The organism is Caldisericia bacterium (assembly GCA_030018355.1).
GTDB lineage: Bacteria > Caldisericota > Caldisericia > B22-G15 > B22-G15 > JAAYUH01.
The window spans coordinates 274,280-290,496 of the sequence record JASEFN010000003.1; the positions used below are offsets into that span (position 1 = coordinate 274,280).

The window sequence follows — 16,217 nt, forward strand, 5'->3', positions numbered from 1 at the left end:
TCCCCCCTAATTTTATGCTGTTTGTTTTAAAATTTCTACTAATCTCTCTCCAGCCAGTTTAAAAACTATAATTGAAATTATAATTTCTGGAGCAATATATGAGATATTATAAATAAAAGAATAATATGCTGGATTCCAACCTTCTGGTGCATATTGAGCAAAGTAAATAATACCTGAAATAAAATGCATTAAAAATCTTCCTAAAAGTCCAATTGTAATACCTAAAATTTTGTTTTTTGGGAAAAATCCACATAAACCAACCATTCCAAAAGCAATTGGATAATCAAGTAAAAGTTGAATTGGGTGAACAACATAAGGACCAATTATTAATTGTATTAAACCGTGAATAATTGCAACAGTTAATCCAATTTTTCCTCCATATCTAAATGCAATAATCATAATTGGAACAAGAGATGCAGCCGTTACAGATCCACCTTGTGCCCAAAACCCAGAAATTTTAATCTCTGAAAGAATTGTTGATAATGCTAGAGCAAGACCAATTTCTGCAATTTGTCTTGAAGTTAATCTTTCTTTTCTTCTTAAAACAATTCCTAAAAAAAGAGCTGAAAGAATGATCATAATAACCATAATAATTGTGTGAACAGTTGGATTTGAAAAAAATTCATTAAATGCTTCGAAAAAGTTTTGCATAAAACGCCTCCCTCTTTTAAAATTTAGCCAAGGGAAGCGGGGGAAATGTTTAGCACTTCCTCCGCTGGCATTACCCAGTTCAGGTTCAAAGGGTTGGGAAAGATTAACTCTTTCCCTCTCAGCCGCCTAAACCAAGGCAGCACCCCTGGCCAGTATTAATTATACCATTTTCTTGACATTAAATTAAGTTAAAATATAATAAAATTATAAAATTTTTAATAATAGGAGGATTTAGCAATGAGAAAGAATCCACCCGAGAAGGTTAGTGAAGATAAGGTATGTTTTGATGTTTCTGAAATAGAACCAATATTATCTGGGCCATCTCTTCATCTCAAACCATGGATACCAAAAGCAATTAAACTTTCAACTGGAGAAATGATGTTAATAAGAGAGGCAAAATTAGAAGAGGCACCACTTCTTTTAAGTTATCTTAGAAAATTTTTAGATATTGATCATGATTTTTATGATATTGTTGGAGCAAGAGTTTATGCAGAAGTTCTTGGTTGGTATAGAAACAGATTAAAGGATCCATATACTCTTCTTGGAATTATTGATGGAAAAGTTGTTGGTTTTGCAAATGGAAGGTTAATGAATAAAGATATTAATATTTCACTTCACACAATGGCATTTAGACGTGGAGGAAAAATTGGTGCTATAATGTATTACGCAAAAACCTGGTATGCTTTTGAAATTTTAGGAAATAAAGAGTTTTGGGCCACATATGAAAGTTATAATGGATGGAAAAGATGGGGAGTTGGTATGGCACAACCTTCTTATCCTTGGCCAGAATATCAACATGAATTAGGTGGTGCAAGAGTTTACTATGTAACAAAAGAATATTGGGACGCAGTTGTTAAAAATTACATTAGAGATATGGTTGGCGCAGATTTTGAAGAGCCAACAGAAGAATTGATTAAAAAGAATGAAAAAATTTACATGCCAGAAACTCTTGAAGAGTAAAAATTGATCTTTTTTATTTGCCCCCTTATTTAATAAGGGGGCTTTTTTATTTTTAATAGTAATTTAATGTTATAATAAAACAATGAAAGGATTAAGACCTGAGAAACTCAAAAAGATGGTTAAAGAAGAAGTATCACTCATTTTAAGAGAAAAGATACAAGATCCAAGGCTAAGAGAAAAATATTTGACTGTAACAGATGTTGAATTTTCATCTGATTTAAAACATGTAAACATATATATTTATGTTCATAATAAAGATGAAGTAGAGATTGTTTTTTCTGGATTAAAATCTGCAGCAAAATTTATTCAAGAAGAGATTGGTAAAGATTTAAAATTAAGATATACACCAATTGTTCATTTTAAAGAAGATAAAACTCTTGATAGAGGAATGAAAGTAATCGAGATTCTTAATAAGATAAAAGATGAAGAAGATAATAGAGACAATAAAGAATCATAAAAGATTTTTGCTTATATCTCATGAAAATCCAGATGGTGATGCTGTAGGTTCTATTTTAGGACTCTATTTTGGTTTAAAAAAACTTAAAAAGTTTGTTATTCCTGTATTACCAGATCCAGTTCCAAAAATTTACTCATTTTTAAATGGTGCTAATGATATAAAAAATGATTTTGAATTAGATGAAATTGAAGTTGCAATAGTTCTTGATTGTGCTGATATTGGTAGGGTAGAAAACCTTAAAAAAAAATTAATGATGATTCCTTACAAGATTAATATTGATCATCATCCCTCAAATTTTTCATTTGGTGAAATAAATTATATTGACCCAAAATCTTCGTCAACATCTGAGATTGTCTTGAAATTATTAACAAGATTAAAAGTTGAAATAGATAAAGATATATCTTTTGCACTTTACACTGGTCTATTAACAGATACTGGTGGATTTAGATTTGCAAATACAAATTTAAAAACTTTAAAAGCAGCAACTTTTCTTGTTAAAAATGGCGCAGATCCTTTTTATATCTCAGAAATGGTTTATAGTATGAAACCTTTAAAGGCACTTAAACTTCTTGGAAGAGCACTTGAAAAACTTAAAAAGGAAAATGGAATAGTTTATTCAATATTAACTCTTGAGGATTTTAAAGAATTTGGTGCAGAAGAAGAAGATGCAGAAGGTATAGTTGAATATTTAAATAAATCAAATGAAGCAAATATTGCTATTTTATTTAAACAAAAATTTAATGGCTCTTACAAAGTAAGTTTAAGAAGCAAAGGTGATATAGATGTTAAGGATATTGCTTTAAAATTTGGAGGGGGTGGGCATATGAATGCTGCTGGATTTGATGTTAAAGATGAACCATTGAATGTAATTAATAAAATTTTATTGGAGTTAAAAATTAAATGAAAGAGTTATTTTCTGGAATAATAAACTCTTTTAAACCACCAGGTATTACATCTTTTCAATTTATGAGTATTATAAAAAAGTTGTGTAAATTTAAAAAAGTTGGTCATGGCGGAATTTTAGATTTTATGGCTCAAGGTGTTTTACCAATTCTTGTTGGTGAAGCAACAAAACTCACACCACTTCTTTTTTTGCTACCTAAGGAGTATGAAGGAGAAATAACTTTTGGAATTAAAACAGATAGCGATGATATTTGGGGAAATGTTTTAGAGGAGCGTGATTCCTCATATCTCACAATAAGAGAAATTGAAAAGATAAAAGGTGAATTTATAGGAAGAATATTTCAAGTTCCACCACAATTTTCAGCAAAAAGAATTTCAGGCGAAAGAGCATATGAAATTGCAAGGAGAGGAGAAGTTGTTCCATTAAAAGAACAAGAAGTTGAAATTTATCAATTTGAAATTATAGATTTTATGGAAGGTAAATATCCAAAATTGAAATTTAAAATACTTTGTTCTTCAGGCACTTACATGAGAAGTTTAGCAAGAGATATGGGCGAAAAACTTGGCACTTTTGGAATTTTATCTTATTTAATAAGATCTGCTGTTGGAAAACTCGAAGTAAAAGATAGTTTTCATTTAGATGAAATAGAAGATTATGTTTTAAATAATAAAATTGATAATTTAATAATTTCTATAAGCAATTTTCTTGATTTTATACCAAAAGTTCAACTTCCTCAAAGAAAATTAACACTATTTATAAATGGATCACAAATTAAATACGAACATCCATTTTTAAAAGGAGGGTATGTTCTAGTAGTTAATGGATTACAAGAGGCAGTTGGAATTGGAAAATATATTGAAGATAGAGGAATTTTAAAACCAGTAAGAATATTAAAATCAAATGAAAATTTATAGAGAATTCCAAAAATTAGATGAACAAATAACTATTTCGATAGGGACATATGATGCAATTCATTGTGGTCACATAGAAATTATTCAAAAAATGAAGGATTTTGGTTTAAAAACATGTATTATTTCTTTTTATCCACCTCCATTTATACATTTTGAATTAGAAAAATTTGTTTTATTTACACTTGAAGAGAAAATAAAAATTTTTGAAGAGTTGAAAATAGATTTCATTTTTTTTATAGAGTTTAATGATAAGATAAAAAATTTAAGTTCAGAAGATTTTATAAAAATTCTTATTTCAAATTTTAATATAAAATATTTAATTGTTGGAAAGTCGTTTAGATTTGGTAGAAATAAAGAAGGGGATAGGTTTTTACTTGAAAAACTTAGTAAAAAATATGATTTCCAACTTAAATTAATTGAAGAAAAAAAATTTGGAAAAGAAAAAATTAGTAGTAGCAAAATTAGAAATTTAATTAAAATTGGGGATATTGAAACTGCGAATAAATTTTTATATAAAAACTATTTTATTATTACAAAAAAAGAGAATGATAAATTAATTATTGACTCTCTTAAAGTTTTGCCACCTGATGGAGTATATTTAGTAAATATTAATGATGAAAAAAATAAAAAAATTGAGATAAGTAGAAGAGAAATTAAATTAAAAGAAGACCTTGATTTTAATGAAATAAAAATAGAATTTTTAAAAAAATTGAGTTAAACTATTTAAATAAACACAAATTTTTGTATAATTTCATTTATAAGGATTTTGATATTATAGGAGGAAATTTTATGGATTTAGATAAAGTTTATTCACCAAAAGATGTTGAGAGTGAAATTTACAAATTTTGGTTAGATGAAAATATTTTTTACTCAAACAATAGCAGTAAAAAAGAACCATATTCAATTGTTATGCCTCCTCCAAATGTTACAGGATCTCTTCATCTAGGACATGCATTTAACTCAACTCTTCAAGACATAATGATAAGATACAAAAAAATGAAGGGTTTTGAAGTTTTATGGCTTCCTGGTGTTGATCATGCAGGAATTGCTACACAACTTATGGTTGAAAATGATCTACTTAAAGAGGGTTTAACAAAAGAAATTTTAGGAAGAGAGAAGTTTCTTGAGAAAGTTTGGAAATGGAAAGAGAAATATGGAAATAGAATTGTTGAACAACAAAAAAGATTAGGAATTTATGCTGATTGGTCAAGGCATAGATTCACAATGGATCCTGAATATCAAAAAGCAGTCTTGAAAGCATTTGTAACTCTTTATAATGAAGGATTAATTTATCAAGGTGAATACATGATTAATTGGTGTCCAGTTTGTAAAACATCACTTTCAGATTTAGAAGTTGAACATATAGAAGAAAAAACAAAATTATACTTTGTAAAATATCCTTTTAAAGACTCAGATAATTTTGTGGTTGTTGCTACAACAAGACCAGAAACTATGCTTGGTGATACCGCTGTTGCAGTAAATCCTAAAGATAATAGATATAAAAATTTAGTTGGGAAAACTTTAATTTTACCAATAGTGGGAAGAGAAATTCCTCTAATTGAAGATGAAGCAGTTGATATGGAATTTGGAACTGGCGCAGTAAAAGTTACACCTGCTCATGATCCATTAGATTATGAGATAAGTTTAAGACATAACTTAGAAAAGATAAATATTTTAACTGAAGATGGTAAGATAAATGAAAATGGTGGTAAATTTAAAGGTCTTTCAAGATTTGAGGCAAGAGAAAAAATAGTAAATGAATTAAAAGAGAAAGGTTATCTTATTGATATAAAAGATTATATTCATACAGTAGGAATTCATGATAGATGTAAAAATTTGATTGAACCATATATATCAAAGCAGTGGTTTGTTAAAATGAAACCCCTTGCAGAAGAAGCTCTTAAAGTAGTAAAAGATGGAAAAGTAAAAATTATCCCTGAGAGATGGCAAAAAGTATATGAAGATTGGCTAATAAATATTAAAGATTGGTGTATATCAAGACAGATTTGGTGGGGTCATAGAATTCCTGTTTATTATTGTAAAAGTTGTAATAAAAAATTTGCTAGTGAAACAGAATTAAATAGATGTCCAGATTGTGATGGTGAAGTTGAGAGAGATAATGATGTTCTTGATACTTGGTTTTCTTCAGCCCTATGGCCTTTTGCAACTCTTGGATGGCCTGAAAAAACTTTAGATCTTGAATTCTATTATCCAACATCTCTTCTTGTAACTGGATATGATATTCTCTTTTTCTGGGTTGCAAGAATGGTAATGTTTGGTATTTATTTTATGAAAAAAGAGCCATTTAAACATGTTTTGATTCATGGTTTAATAAGAGATGAAAAAGGAAGAAAAATGAGTAAAACCCTTGGAAATGTAATTGATCCTATTGAACTTATTGATGAATATGGAGCAGATGCCACAAGATTTACTTTTTCGCAACTATTTACACTTGGAGGACAAGATGTAAATCTTTCAATAGGAAGAATAAAATTTTCTAGAAACTTTATGAATAAGATTTGGAATTCAGGAAGATTTGTCATTAACTTTCTTAAAGATTTTAACCCAGAGGATAAAATCGAACTTTCTTTAAAAAAAGAGGATAAGTGGATTTTATCTAGAATGTATGAAGTTTCAGAACTAGCAAATAAATATATTGAAAGTTATGAATTTGGTGAAATAACAAGGATACTTTATGAATTTTATTGGCATGAGTTTTGCGATTGGTATATTGAGTTATCTAAATTTAGAGATGATAAGACAAACAAATTTGTTCTTTTTACTGTTTTTGTTAATTCTTTAAAGCTATTTCATCCATTTATTCCATTTATAACTGAGAAACTTTATAAAATTCTTTTACCGAAAGAGAAAACAATTGTTTATTCAAAATATCCAGAAAAAGAAGACTTTTTATTCGATGAAAATTCTATTGAAGAGTTCAACATCTTTACGGACATTAATAAAAGCATAAGAAATTTAAAAAGTGTTTTGAATATACCCTTAAAAAAGAAAGAGAAAGTTTTTATAAAATTTAATAAAGAGTTTTTAAATTATTGGAAAAATTATATAGAGAAACTTTCTTTCTGTGAGATTTTAGATAAGGAGGAAAATTTAAAAAGTATCAAAGATGTTGTTCAGGGTGCTGAAATTATTCTTTATATTGAAAAAGATTATCCTATTGAAGAGAGAGTAAAAAGTATGGAGAAAGAAATTGAATCTCTTAAAAAAGAAATAATCTCTCTCAAAGAGAGATTAAATAATAAAGATTTCCTCGAAAAAGCACCTTTTGAGGTTATTGAAGAATCAAAAGAAAAATTAATTGAAAATGAAAATAAATTGAAATTACTCTTAATGCACATTGAAGAACTTAAAAGTTAAATGTTTACTTATTTTGAAGCATTAGAGTTTTTAGGAAGAAGAGAGAGAAAGGTAATAAAACCTGGATTAGAAAGAATTAAAAGATTACTTGAAATTTTAGGAAACCCACATAAAAACAAAAAAATAATTCACATAGCAGGTACAAAGGGAAAAGGATCAACCGGAGTTTTTATAACAAATTTGCTCATCTCCCACGGTTTTAAAGTTGGACTATACACTTCACCACATCTTCAATGTTTTAGAGAAAGAATATCTATTAATAAAAAATTAATTGAATCAAGATATTTTGGTGAAAATATTTTTAAAATAAAAGATATTTATGAGAATGACCCAATTTTTAAAGAAATAGGAGAACCGACTCTTTTCGAAATTTTGACTGCTTTAGCATTTAAATATTTTGAGGAGAATAATGTTGATTTTATTGTTCTTGAAGTTGGTCTTGGAGGAAGATTAGATGCAACAAATATAATTGATAAACCATTAGTTTCAATAATAACAACAATAGATTATGATCATACAGAAATTCTTGGAAATACAATAAAAGAGATTGCTTTTGAAAAAGCAGGGATAATTAAAGAAAATTCGCCAATAGTTACCTCAAAACAAAGAGAAGAAGCAATTGAAGTAATAAAAAATAAAGCAAAAGAATTAAATTCTAAGATTTACATAGAAGGTATTGATTTTATAAATTATAATTTAAATTTTTATAAAGATAGGACTATTTTTTCTTATAAATCAGATAAATATATATTTAAAGATATCGAAATAAAACTCCTTGGTAAATATCAAGTTTCTAATTCATCTTTAGCAATTAAAGCAATCGAAATAATTGAAGAAAAAAATTTTTTTAAATTAAATGAAAAAAAGTTAAGGGAAGGACTTTTTAATAGTTTTATTGCTGGTAGAGGAGAAATAATCGAGAAATTTGGAAAAATCTTTATTATTGATGGCTCGCATAATGTAGTCTCAATTTCAGAACTTAAAGAATTTATTAAAACTTATTTTAATTATGATAAAATTAATTTGATTTTTGGCGTGTTAGGAGATAAGGATATTGAGGGAATTTTAAAGGTTTTAATACCAATAACAGAGAAAGTAATCTTTACTGCTCCTGAAGGAGCAAAAGAGAGAAGAGTACCACCTTTCAAATTAAATGATATTTTCAAAAAATTAAATCCAAACTCTCAAACTTTTGTTTCAAAAAATATTAGAGAAGCATTTGAGGAGTCGTTTAGATTTTTTGATAATAGACCAATTGTTGTAACTGGTTCATTTTATGTTGCTGGTGAATTTAGAACTCTTTTGAATAAATATAATATTTATTAGGAGGTGATTTTGGGAGAAGTTGTTAAAGATATTTTTGAACCACTGATAAAATACACAAATTACTTTTATTTAGTACTTATTCTTTTAAATTTATTGATAGCATATTGGTCATTTCAAGATTCAAAAAAAAGAGGATTTGGTCCATATCTTTGGTTAATTTTAATTCTATTTGGAGGGATTGTTTTTCCATTTATTTATAAATTCATTGCAAATCCCACATGGATATTTCATATTATATCAATTCCAATAGGAGGATTGATTCCACTTCTTATTTACCTTTTAATTAGACCTCCATGGACAAAAGAAGAACTTGAAATTGATAAACTTGAAAGAGAAACATTACAACTTGAAAGGGAATATTGGGCGTATCTACTTTCAAAAGAAAAGGCGAGATGTCCTAATTGTGGAGCACCTATTAAGGAAAATTATCTTGTCTGTCCATACTGTAAAACTAAATTAAAGAAAGAGTGTATATATTGTGGAAAACTTATTGAGATCGACTGGGATGTATGTCCTTATTGTGGACACGAGCAAAAAAAGAAGGAGGATGAGAGTCGATGAAGATTTTAACATTCAAAAAAGGAGGGGTTCATCCTAATGAATCAAAATTTACTAAGGACAAGAAAATAGAAGAATTTTTTGATGTTGAAGAAGTTTTAATTCCTCTACATCAACACACAGGTGCACCAAATGAACCACTTGTTAAACAGGGTGATTATGTAAAAATAGGTCAAAAAATAGGAGAGACACATGCAAAAGTTTATGCACCTGTTCACTCTTCTATTTCAGGGGAAGTTAAAGGTATTGAAAATGTTGTTCTTCCTACTGGAAGAACATCTCTAGCGGTTAGAATAAAAAATGATGGTAAAAATGAAGTTTTTTATGAACCAAGAAATCTCTCACAAGTTGAAAACCTTACCAAAGAGGAGTTATTGAATATTATCAAAGATTCTGGGATTGTTGGTATGGGTGGTGCTGCTTTTCCAACTCATATTAAACTTTCACCTCCTCCAGATAAAAAAATTGAATATTTAATAATAAATGGTGCAGAATGTGAGCCATTTTTAACATGTGACTATCGGTTAATGATAGAAGAGAGTGAGGGTATAGTAAAAGGAATTGAAATTTTAAATAGAATTCTTAATCCAAATAAAATATTTATAGGAATTGAAGATAATAAGATTCAAGCAGCAAAAGAACTCGAAAAGTTTATTAAATCATCCTCCATTAATAATTTAACTGAAATAATCATATTAAAGACGAAATATCCACAAGGCTCTGAAAAACATCTCATTAAAGCAATAACAGGAAGAGAAGTTCCATCTGGAGGGTTACCTTTTGATGTAGGGTGTATTGTTCAAAATGTACAAACTGTTTTTGCTATTAAAGAGGCAATTTATGATGGAAAACCTTCTATTGAGAGAGTGTTAACAATAAGTGGCTCAGGTATTAAAGAAACGAAAAATTTAAGGGTAAAAATTGGGACAATTGCAGAGGATATAATTAAATATTGTGGTGGATTCAATGGAAATCTTAAAAAAATTATATTTGGTGGACCAATGATGGGATTTTCATCATATACACTTAATATACCAGTTACAAAAGGAACATCAGGAATTCTTCTTTTTACAGATAAAGAAGTAAAAGAATATGAAGAATATCCATGTATAAGATGCGGAAGATGTGCAGATGCTTGTCCTATGTCTCTAATGCCAATGTTAATTGATGCATATTCTAGAATTGAAGTTTTTGAAAAAGCAAAATATTATGGAGCATTAGATTGTATTGAATGTGGTGCTTGTGCATATGTATGTCCTTCTAAAAGACATCTTGTTCAAAGTATTAGATTTGCGAAAAGTGAATTATTAAAGAAAAGATAAGTAGGAGGAGAAAAATGAGTGAATTAAAAGTAATTGTTTCATCTTCACCCCATATAAGAGATTCAATTTCTGTACCAAAAATTATGAGAATGGTATTTTTAGCACTCCTTCCTGCAGCAATCTGGGGAATATATTGTTTTGGAATTCAAGCATTATTAATTTTATTAACAAGTATTATAACAGCAGTTTTATCGGAGTATATTTATGAAGTTATAACAAGACAAAAAATTACAATTGGTGATTTTAGTGCTGCATTAACAGGTTTGCTTCTTGGAATGATCACTTCTCCCTCTACTCCATTATGGGTCATTGCAATTGGTTCTGCATGTTCAATTATAATTGCAAAACAACTTTTTGGTGGAATTGGATCAAATTTTATTAATCCTGCTCTTTTTGGTAGAGCAGTTATATTTTTATCTTGGACTGGTCTTTTAAATAAATGGCCAGAGCCCCAATATAATTTTTTAACAATTTTATCAAGAAGTAATGCAACCCAAATTGTTACATCTGCAACTCCACTTGATCTATTTAGATCAGGAAATTTAAAAATTTCAACTTCTCTCTATTTAGATCTGTTTTTCGGAAGAATAGGTGGTTCAATAGGAGAAACATCAAAATTTTTGTTAATTTTAGGATTTATTGTTTTAATTTTAATAAGGAGAGATATTATTGATATAAAAATTCCAACCTCAATTATTTTAACAGTTGCTCTTCTCTCTTTAATTTTTAGACAAGATCCACTTTTTCATATTTTATCAGGTGGACTAATTATAGGTGCACTTTTTATGGCAACAGATTATGTTACAAGTCCAATTACAAATTTAGGAAAAATAATTTATGGAATTGGAATTGGAGCATTAACTTTTATAATAAGAAACTGGGGAATTTATCCTGAAGGTGTCTCATTTGCAATTCTCTCAATGAATGTTGTTACTCCATTTCTTGATCAACTAAAACCAAGAATTTTTGGAACTGGAGGCAAAAAATGAATAAAATAATTAAATCAGGTATTACAGTTTTTATAATAGCAACAATTGGTGCAATTTTACTTTCTTGGGTTTATTCTTTTACATCCCCAAAAATAGAAGAACAGAAAATTCAAACTGTAAAAAATGCAATAACTGAAATTTTCCCAAATATTTTAAATTTTGAAATAGTTTCTGGTTTTTCAAATAAAGATATTAGTGGAGGGATTAAAATAATAGAGGTTTATAAAGTTAATTTAAAAGATGGAAAAGTAGGTTTTATTATTAGGGCTAAATTCTCAGGATATGGAGGAAAAATTGAATCTTTAATTGGATATGAGGAGGAAAAATGTAAGGGCATTTATGTTTTAGAGCATAGTGAAACTCCAGGACTTGGTTCAAAAATCGTTGAACCATCATTTAGAAACCAATTTGTTAATAAAAATTTATCTGATCCATTTAAAGTTAAAAGTGATATAACCCCAATTTCTGGTGCAACTATTTCATCTAATGCAGTCTCAACTGCAATTAAAAAAATTGGAAATTTCTATCTTGAAAATATAAAAAAGGGAGGTAGTTAATGAAAAAGAGTCTTTTAAATGAATTTATGAAAGGTTTAACAAGAGAAAATCCAATATTAATTATAATGTTAGGATTATGTTCTGTTTTAGCAGTTTCTACTGATGTTGCAAATGGTGTTGGTATGAGTTTAGGTTTTAGTTTTGTTTTAATAACTGCAGAACTTTTATCTTCAGCATTTAGAAAAATAATTCCAAATGAAGTTAGAATTCCAATTTTTTTAATATTTATTGCTGTACCCACAACCATTGTTGATCTTATTATGAAGGCATACTTTCCTCCTTTATCTAAATCAATGGGAGTTTTTATTCCTTTAATAGTTGTAAATTGTATAGTATTAGGAAGAGTTGAGGCATTTTCATCTAAAAAATCATTGTCAGAATCATTTATGGATTCATTAGGAATGGCATTTGGATATTCATGGGTAATTATTTTATTGAGTGTTATAAGAGAAATTTTAGGCAAAGGAACATTTCTCGGAAAGGAGATCTTTTCAAAAAATTTTGAACCAATGGCAATTTTATCATTCCCACCTGGCGGATTTTTCTTAATTGCTATTTTTATTGCTATTTTGAACGGAATTTTAAAAAGGAGGTCATAAATGTTTAGCAATCTTATTAAAATAGTAATTGCAGCAACTATTGTAGATAATATGGTTTTCATAAGGTATTTAGCACTATGTTCATATGTAGGAATTACAAATTCAATTGATGCATCTATCGGAATGACCTTTGCAGTTATTTTTGTTCAAACTCTTGCTACAGCAATAACTTGGATCATTTTTCATTTCTTTTTAAGAGGACTTGAATATCTTCAAATAATTGTATTTATATTCACAATCGCTTCTTTGGTTCAACTTGTTGAGATTTATTTAAAGAAAAATGTTCCTTCTTTATATAAAGCAATGGGCATTTATCTTCCTTTAATAACAACAAATTGTATGATTCTTGCAGTTACACTTATAAATGTTGATAAAAATTATAATTTTATTGAAAGTTTAGTTTATGCAATTGGTTCTGCTTTAGGATATGGTATTGCTCTTTTAATTCTTGCTGGTGTTAGGGAGAGATTAAGAGTTTCAAATGTTCCAAAATTTTTTAGAGGTTATCCACTTGTGTTTGCCTCAATGGCTCTTATTGCAATTGCATTTTTAGGATTTAAAGGTTTAATAAAATAGGAGGTTCTTTAAATGAATATTATCTTGAAATCAGCCTTAATAATGGGTGGAATTTCAATTATTTTTGGTATTTTACTATCTTTTTTTAATAAAATTTTTGAAGTAGAAATTGATGAGAGGATTTCAAATATACAATCACTTCTTGCAGGTGCAAATTGTGGTGCATGTGGTTATCCTGGTTGTGAAGCATTTGCAAATGCTATAGTAAAAGATGGAATTGACCCAACAAAATGTAAAGTCACAAATGGTGATAATATGATGAAAATTTTAGAGATAGTTGGGAAGGCTCCATTAAATCTTGATAAAGAAAGACCTGTTTTAAAATGTGTTGGTGATATTTTTACTGAGATTAAAAGAGCAAATTATATTGGTATAGAGGATTGTAGAGAGGTTCAATTTGCATTTAATGGTGATAAAAGTTGCGAATTTGGTTGTGTAGGGCTCGGTACTTGTGAAAGAGCATGTCCATTTGATGCAATAAGAATGAAAAACGGTATTCCAGTATTTGATTATGAAAAATGTACTGGTTGTGGAATTTGTGCTAAAATTTGTCCAAGAAATGTAATTGAAATGGTAAAATGGAGTGAATATGGAATAATTATGTGTAATAGTCCTAAAAAGGGAATTGAGGTTAGAAAGGAGTGTAAAAGGGGTTGCATAAAATGTGGCATTTGTATCAAAGTTTGTCCAACAAAGGCCATTTCTTGGGGTGAAAAAGGGTTGCCTAAAATAGATATGAACTTATGTAATTTATGTAATTTATGTGTTGAAAAATGTCCAACTCATGTTATAAAGATACAAAGAGGAGAAGTGACTCTTGTAATTGAGGAGGAAGAGGCAAGGGTTTGAATTTAAAAAAATTTATTTACAAAAAAATTGCGTTAATTTATAATAATTATGTGAGAAAAATATTAATATTTTTAATTTTAAATTTAATATTTTTATCTTCTTTAAATTTAATTTTTTCTCAAACTAATGGTTTCAAAAAAATAATTACCATAAAAGAAAATGGTGGATTTATAAGAAATCCAAATTTTATAGAACTTACACTTGAAGATGAAAATTTAAAAAAAGAATCTAATATTATATTAATTGATTTAAAAACAAATAAAGAGATACCGTTTTTGATTTTAAACCAAGAAGATAAAAGAGTAAAAATAAGATTTGAATTGAATTTAAATAAAAATGAAGAGAGACAAATTGAGTTTAGATTTGGTACTCAGGAAAAAAGAACTGAATTAGAAAATATAAATTTTACATATCCAAATTTTGTTGGAACTGAGTTTTATGGAATTTCCTTTGAAAAAATATATATTGTTGGTCTTAAAGAGAGTGATGTAAATGTAACAACAAAAGATGGAAAATCTCTTTTTGATGGTAAAGTTAAATATGGTCAATTTAAAAGAATCGATCTTTTATCACCTCAAGTTTTTTATGTGAAGTCAACCGGTCCCATAATGGTAATTTCATCTTCATTAGGGGAATTAAATAAAAATGAACCACAAGATAAAAGTGATGATGATTTAACATATCTTATTGGAAGTGAGGGTGTAATTTTTACTCCAAGAGATATTTTTGTTTCATCATTTTCTGATAACAACAATATATATTTAGAAGATGCAAGCGGTAAAGTAGTGTATAAAGGAAAAATTGATAAATTGAACCCACTCTCTTTTTCTTTCAAATATGCATCAGTTATCTTATTTAAATCTGATTCCCCAGTTTTAATTCAATATGGAAATTTTGATGATTCACCATATTTACCTATTATTTCATATAAAGGAAATTTAAGTGCATACACTTTTTCAGATTTTACTATTTATTCTCCTTTTTATGATTCAAATTATGATTTTAATTTAATTAAATCAAAGAAAAGTTTTAAGGGAAAATTAAATAAATCAGAACTTAAAGAGTTTCAAACAGAAATTGAAGGGTTTACTTATAATGCTCAACATCCTTTATATGTTTACCTTTTTGGACCTTCATCTAATTTTGGTGGAGAACAAATTTTATCTATTTTTGGAACTCCCTATGGAAAAGAATTCAATTTTATTACTGGAAAAATTTCAACAAAATTTTCTACTGGTCATAAAAGAGTTATTTATGTTTTAGCAATGGAAAATGATACTGAAGTTATTTTGCAAGATATCTCAAATAATAAAAATCAAAAAGTAACTCTTCAAAAAATGTCTATATATCAATATGAAGTAGATAAATCAAAATCGTTAATTTCAATAAAATCAAATAAAGATGTTCTTGTTTTTGAATCAACAAATCACATTAATAGAGAAATATTTTTTAATATCTCACCCATAAAGGATGACTCAATTGTTATAAATATTGGAAAAACAGAACAAATTGGAACAACACCTTCAACAAAACCAGAAACTCCTACAACAACTAAACCACCAAAAGTTGAAATACCAGAGGGAATTTTTAACATAATATTATGGGAAATTACATTATTACCTTTAAGATTTACAAATTTTATAAATAACTTAAAAATAATTGGAGATTTATTTAAAAATATTGAATTTATAAAAGTTGCTTTTCCAAAATTTTCAATTAAACTTCCAGCCTTTTTAGATGAATTATTACCTCCATTTTTAAAAGGATTTAATTTTTTCCTATTGATTGTTTTAATTGTATTCATTATAATTTTAATTCTCTTACTTACTAAAAAACAAAAAATTATAAAACAAAAGGTACCTATCGAAGAAATAGAAGAGATAGAAATACCACAAATTGGTGAAATAAAAAAGGAATCTGAATTAAAGTTAGGTAAAGAAGTAGAAGAAATTAAGCCTGTTGAAGAAATAAAAGTTGAAAAAGAAAAAGAAGAGGTAATTGAAATTCAAAAAGAAGAAAAAGTTGAATTAAAAGAAGAAATCAAAATGGAAGAGACCATTCCTATTATTCCAATATCTGAAAAACCAAAAGAACTTATACCAAAAGAAATAGTTACTGAAAAGATAATTGATACAACAATTTTAAAAGGAAAGGTTGTTCTTGATAGACAAGCGCTAATG

16 protein-coding genes and 1 riboswitch are annotated in these 16,217 nt (G+C 27.7%); of the genes, 15 read left to right on the plus strand and 1 reads right to left on the minus strand.

What is annotated here, in order from left to right:
* Nucleotides 1–12: 12 nt before the first annotated feature.
* The gene (gene thiT, locus QMD25_04735) at nucleotides 13–651 is read right to left on the minus strand and encodes an energy-coupled thiamine transporter ThiT (protein MDI6861304.1); all 639 of its coding nucleotides are present in this window, start codon (nucleotides 649–651) and stop codon (nucleotides 13–15) included.
* A gap of 38 nt (nucleotides 652–689) precedes the next feature.
* Nucleotides 690–808: riboswitch (TPP riboswitch) on the minus strand.
* Between the two features lie 80 nt (nucleotides 809–888).
* On the opposite strand from thiT, the gene QMD25_04740 reads away from it, so the two are divergent.
* From QMD25_04740 to QMD25_04810, 15 genes are all read left to right on the plus strand, one after another.
* Entirely contained in the window at nucleotides 889–1,611 is a 723-nt protein-coding gene (locus QMD25_04740; protein MDI6861305.1) for an N-acetyltransferase, read from the plus strand.
* A gap of 82 nt (nucleotides 1,612–1,693) precedes the next feature.
* Nucleotides 1,694–2,068, plus strand: a complete 375-nt coding sequence (gene rbfA, locus QMD25_04745; protein ID MDI6861306.1) for a 30S ribosome-binding factor RbfA — start codon at nucleotides 1,694–1,696, stop codon at nucleotides 2,066–2,068.
* Nucleotides 2,034–2,972: a bifunctional oligoribonuclease/PAP phosphatase NrnA gene (locus QMD25_04750; protein ID MDI6861307.1), complete on the plus strand. Its 939-nt coding sequence runs from the start codon at nucleotides 2,034–2,036 to the stop codon at nucleotides 2,970–2,972. The genes rbfA and QMD25_04750 overlap by 35 nt, the downstream gene beginning before the upstream one ends.
* Nucleotides 2,969–3,886: a tRNA pseudouridine(55) synthase TruB gene (gene truB / locus QMD25_04755; GenBank protein MDI6861308.1), complete on the plus strand. Its 918-nt coding sequence runs from the start codon at nucleotides 2,969–2,971 to the stop codon at nucleotides 3,884–3,886. Before QMD25_04750 ends, truB begins: the two co-directional genes overlap by 4 nt.
* On the plus strand, nucleotides 3,873–4,601 hold the full coding sequence (locus tag QMD25_04760) for an FAD synthetase family protein (GenBank protein MDI6861309.1): 729 nt from the start codon (nucleotides 3,873–3,875) through the stop codon (nucleotides 4,599–4,601). Before truB ends, QMD25_04760 begins: the two co-directional genes overlap by 14 nt.
* A 71-nt stretch (nucleotides 4,602–4,672) precedes the next feature.
* A complete protein-coding gene (locus QMD25_04765) occupies nucleotides 4,673–7,261 on the plus strand; it encodes a valine--tRNA ligase (GenBank protein ID MDI6861310.1) in 2,589 nt (862 codons plus the stop codon).
* Nucleotides 7,262–8,587 carry a folylpolyglutamate synthase/dihydrofolate synthase family protein gene (locus QMD25_04770; protein ID MDI6861311.1) on the plus strand — a complete coding sequence of 442 codons (1,326 nt, stop codon included), beginning with the start codon at nucleotides 7,262–7,264 and terminating at the stop codon, nucleotides 8,585–8,587.
* A gap of 9 nt (nucleotides 8,588–8,596) precedes the next feature.
* Nucleotides 8,597–9,148, plus strand: a complete 552-nt coding sequence (locus QMD25_04775) for a zinc ribbon domain-containing protein (GenBank protein MDI6861312.1) — start codon at nucleotides 8,597–8,599, stop codon at nucleotides 9,146–9,148.
* Complete coding sequence (gene rsxC, locus QMD25_04780) at nucleotides 9,145–10,467, plus strand: electron transport complex subunit RsxC (protein ID MDI6861313.1); 1,323 nt, start codon at nucleotides 9,145–9,147, stop codon at nucleotides 10,465–10,467. Before QMD25_04775 ends, rsxC begins: the two co-directional genes overlap by 4 nt.
* A 14-nt stretch (nucleotides 10,468–10,481) precedes the next feature.
* Nucleotides 10,482–11,456: an RnfABCDGE type electron transport complex subunit D gene (locus tag QMD25_04785; GenBank protein ID MDI6861314.1), complete on the plus strand. Its 975-nt coding sequence runs from the start codon at nucleotides 10,482–10,484 to the stop codon at nucleotides 11,454–11,456.
* The gene (locus QMD25_04790; GenBank protein MDI6861315.1) at nucleotides 11,453–12,013 is read left to right on the plus strand and encodes an RnfABCDGE type electron transport complex subunit G; all 561 of its coding nucleotides are present in this window, start codon (nucleotides 11,453–11,455) and stop codon (nucleotides 12,011–12,013) included. Before QMD25_04785 ends, QMD25_04790 begins: the two co-directional genes overlap by 4 nt.
* Nucleotides 12,013–12,612, plus strand: a complete 600-nt coding sequence (gene rsxE, locus QMD25_04795; protein ID MDI6861316.1) for an electron transport complex subunit RsxE — start codon at nucleotides 12,013–12,015, stop codon at nucleotides 12,610–12,612. Before QMD25_04790 ends, rsxE begins: the two co-directional genes overlap by 1 nt.
* The gene (locus QMD25_04800; GenBank protein MDI6861317.1) at nucleotides 12,613–13,188 is read left to right on the plus strand and encodes an Rnf-Nqr domain containing protein; all 576 of its coding nucleotides are present in this window, start codon (nucleotides 12,613–12,615) and stop codon (nucleotides 13,186–13,188) included. It abuts the gene before it with no gap.
* Nucleotides 13,189–13,200: 12 nt separating this feature from the next.
* Nucleotides 13,201–14,037, plus strand: coding sequence for an RnfABCDGE type electron transport complex subunit B (locus QMD25_04805; GenBank protein MDI6861318.1), 837 nt, complete (start codon nucleotides 13,201–13,203; stop codon nucleotides 14,035–14,037).
* Nucleotides 14,034–16,217, plus strand: a 2,184-nt coding sequence (locus tag QMD25_04810; GenBank protein ID MDI6861319.1) for a hypothetical protein, incomplete at its 3' end; no start/stop codon positions are given. The genes QMD25_04805 and QMD25_04810, both read left to right, overlap by 4 nt.

What these genes read in the sequence shown, in the direction of transcription:
- thiT (MDI6861304.1), bottom strand. Translation starts at nt 651, where the DNA reads ATGCAAAACTTTTTCGAAGCATTTAATGAATTTTTTTCAAATCCAACT.
- QMD25_04740 (MDI6861305.1), top strand. Translation starts at nt 889, where the DNA reads ATGAGAAAGAATCCACCCGAGAAGGTTAGTGAAGATAAGGTATGTTTT.
- rbfA (MDI6861306.1), top strand. Translation starts at nt 1,694, where the DNA reads ATGAAAGGATTAAGACCTGAGAAACTCAAAAAGATGGTTAAAGAAGAA.
- QMD25_04750 (MDI6861307.1), top strand. Translation starts at nt 2,034, where the DNA reads ATGAAGAAGATAATAGAGACAATAAAGAATCATAAAAGATTTTTGCTT.
- truB (MDI6861308.1), top strand. Translation starts at nt 2,969, where the DNA reads ATGAAAGAGTTATTTTCTGGAATAATAAACTCTTTTAAACCACCAGGT.
- QMD25_04760 (MDI6861309.1), top strand. Translation starts at nt 3,873, where the DNA reads ATGAAAATTTATAGAGAATTCCAAAAATTAGATGAACAAATAACTATT.
- QMD25_04765 (MDI6861310.1), top strand. Translation starts at nt 4,673, where the DNA reads ATGGATTTAGATAAAGTTTATTCACCAAAAGATGTTGAGAGTGAAATT.
- QMD25_04770 (MDI6861311.1), top strand. Translation starts at nt 7,262, where the DNA reads ATGTTTACTTATTTTGAAGCATTAGAGTTTTTAGGAAGAAGAGAGAGA.
- rsxC (MDI6861313.1), top strand. Translation starts at nt 9,145, where the DNA reads ATGAAGATTTTAACATTCAAAAAAGGAGGGGTTCATCCTAATGAATCA.
- QMD25_04785 (MDI6861314.1), top strand. Translation starts at nt 10,482, where the DNA reads ATGAGTGAATTAAAAGTAATTGTTTCATCTTCACCCCATATAAGAGAT.
- QMD25_04790 (MDI6861315.1), top strand. Translation starts at nt 11,453, where the DNA reads ATGAATAAAATAATTAAATCAGGTATTACAGTTTTTATAATAGCAACA.
- rsxE (MDI6861316.1), top strand. Translation starts at nt 12,013, where the DNA reads ATGAAAAAGAGTCTTTTAAATGAATTTATGAAAGGTTTAACAAGAGAA.
- QMD25_04800 (MDI6861317.1), top strand. Translation starts at nt 12,613, where the DNA reads ATGTTTAGCAATCTTATTAAAATAGTAATTGCAGCAACTATTGTAGAT.
- QMD25_04805 (MDI6861318.1), top strand. Translation starts at nt 13,201, where the DNA reads ATGAATATTATCTTGAAATCAGCCTTAATAATGGGTGGAATTTCAATT.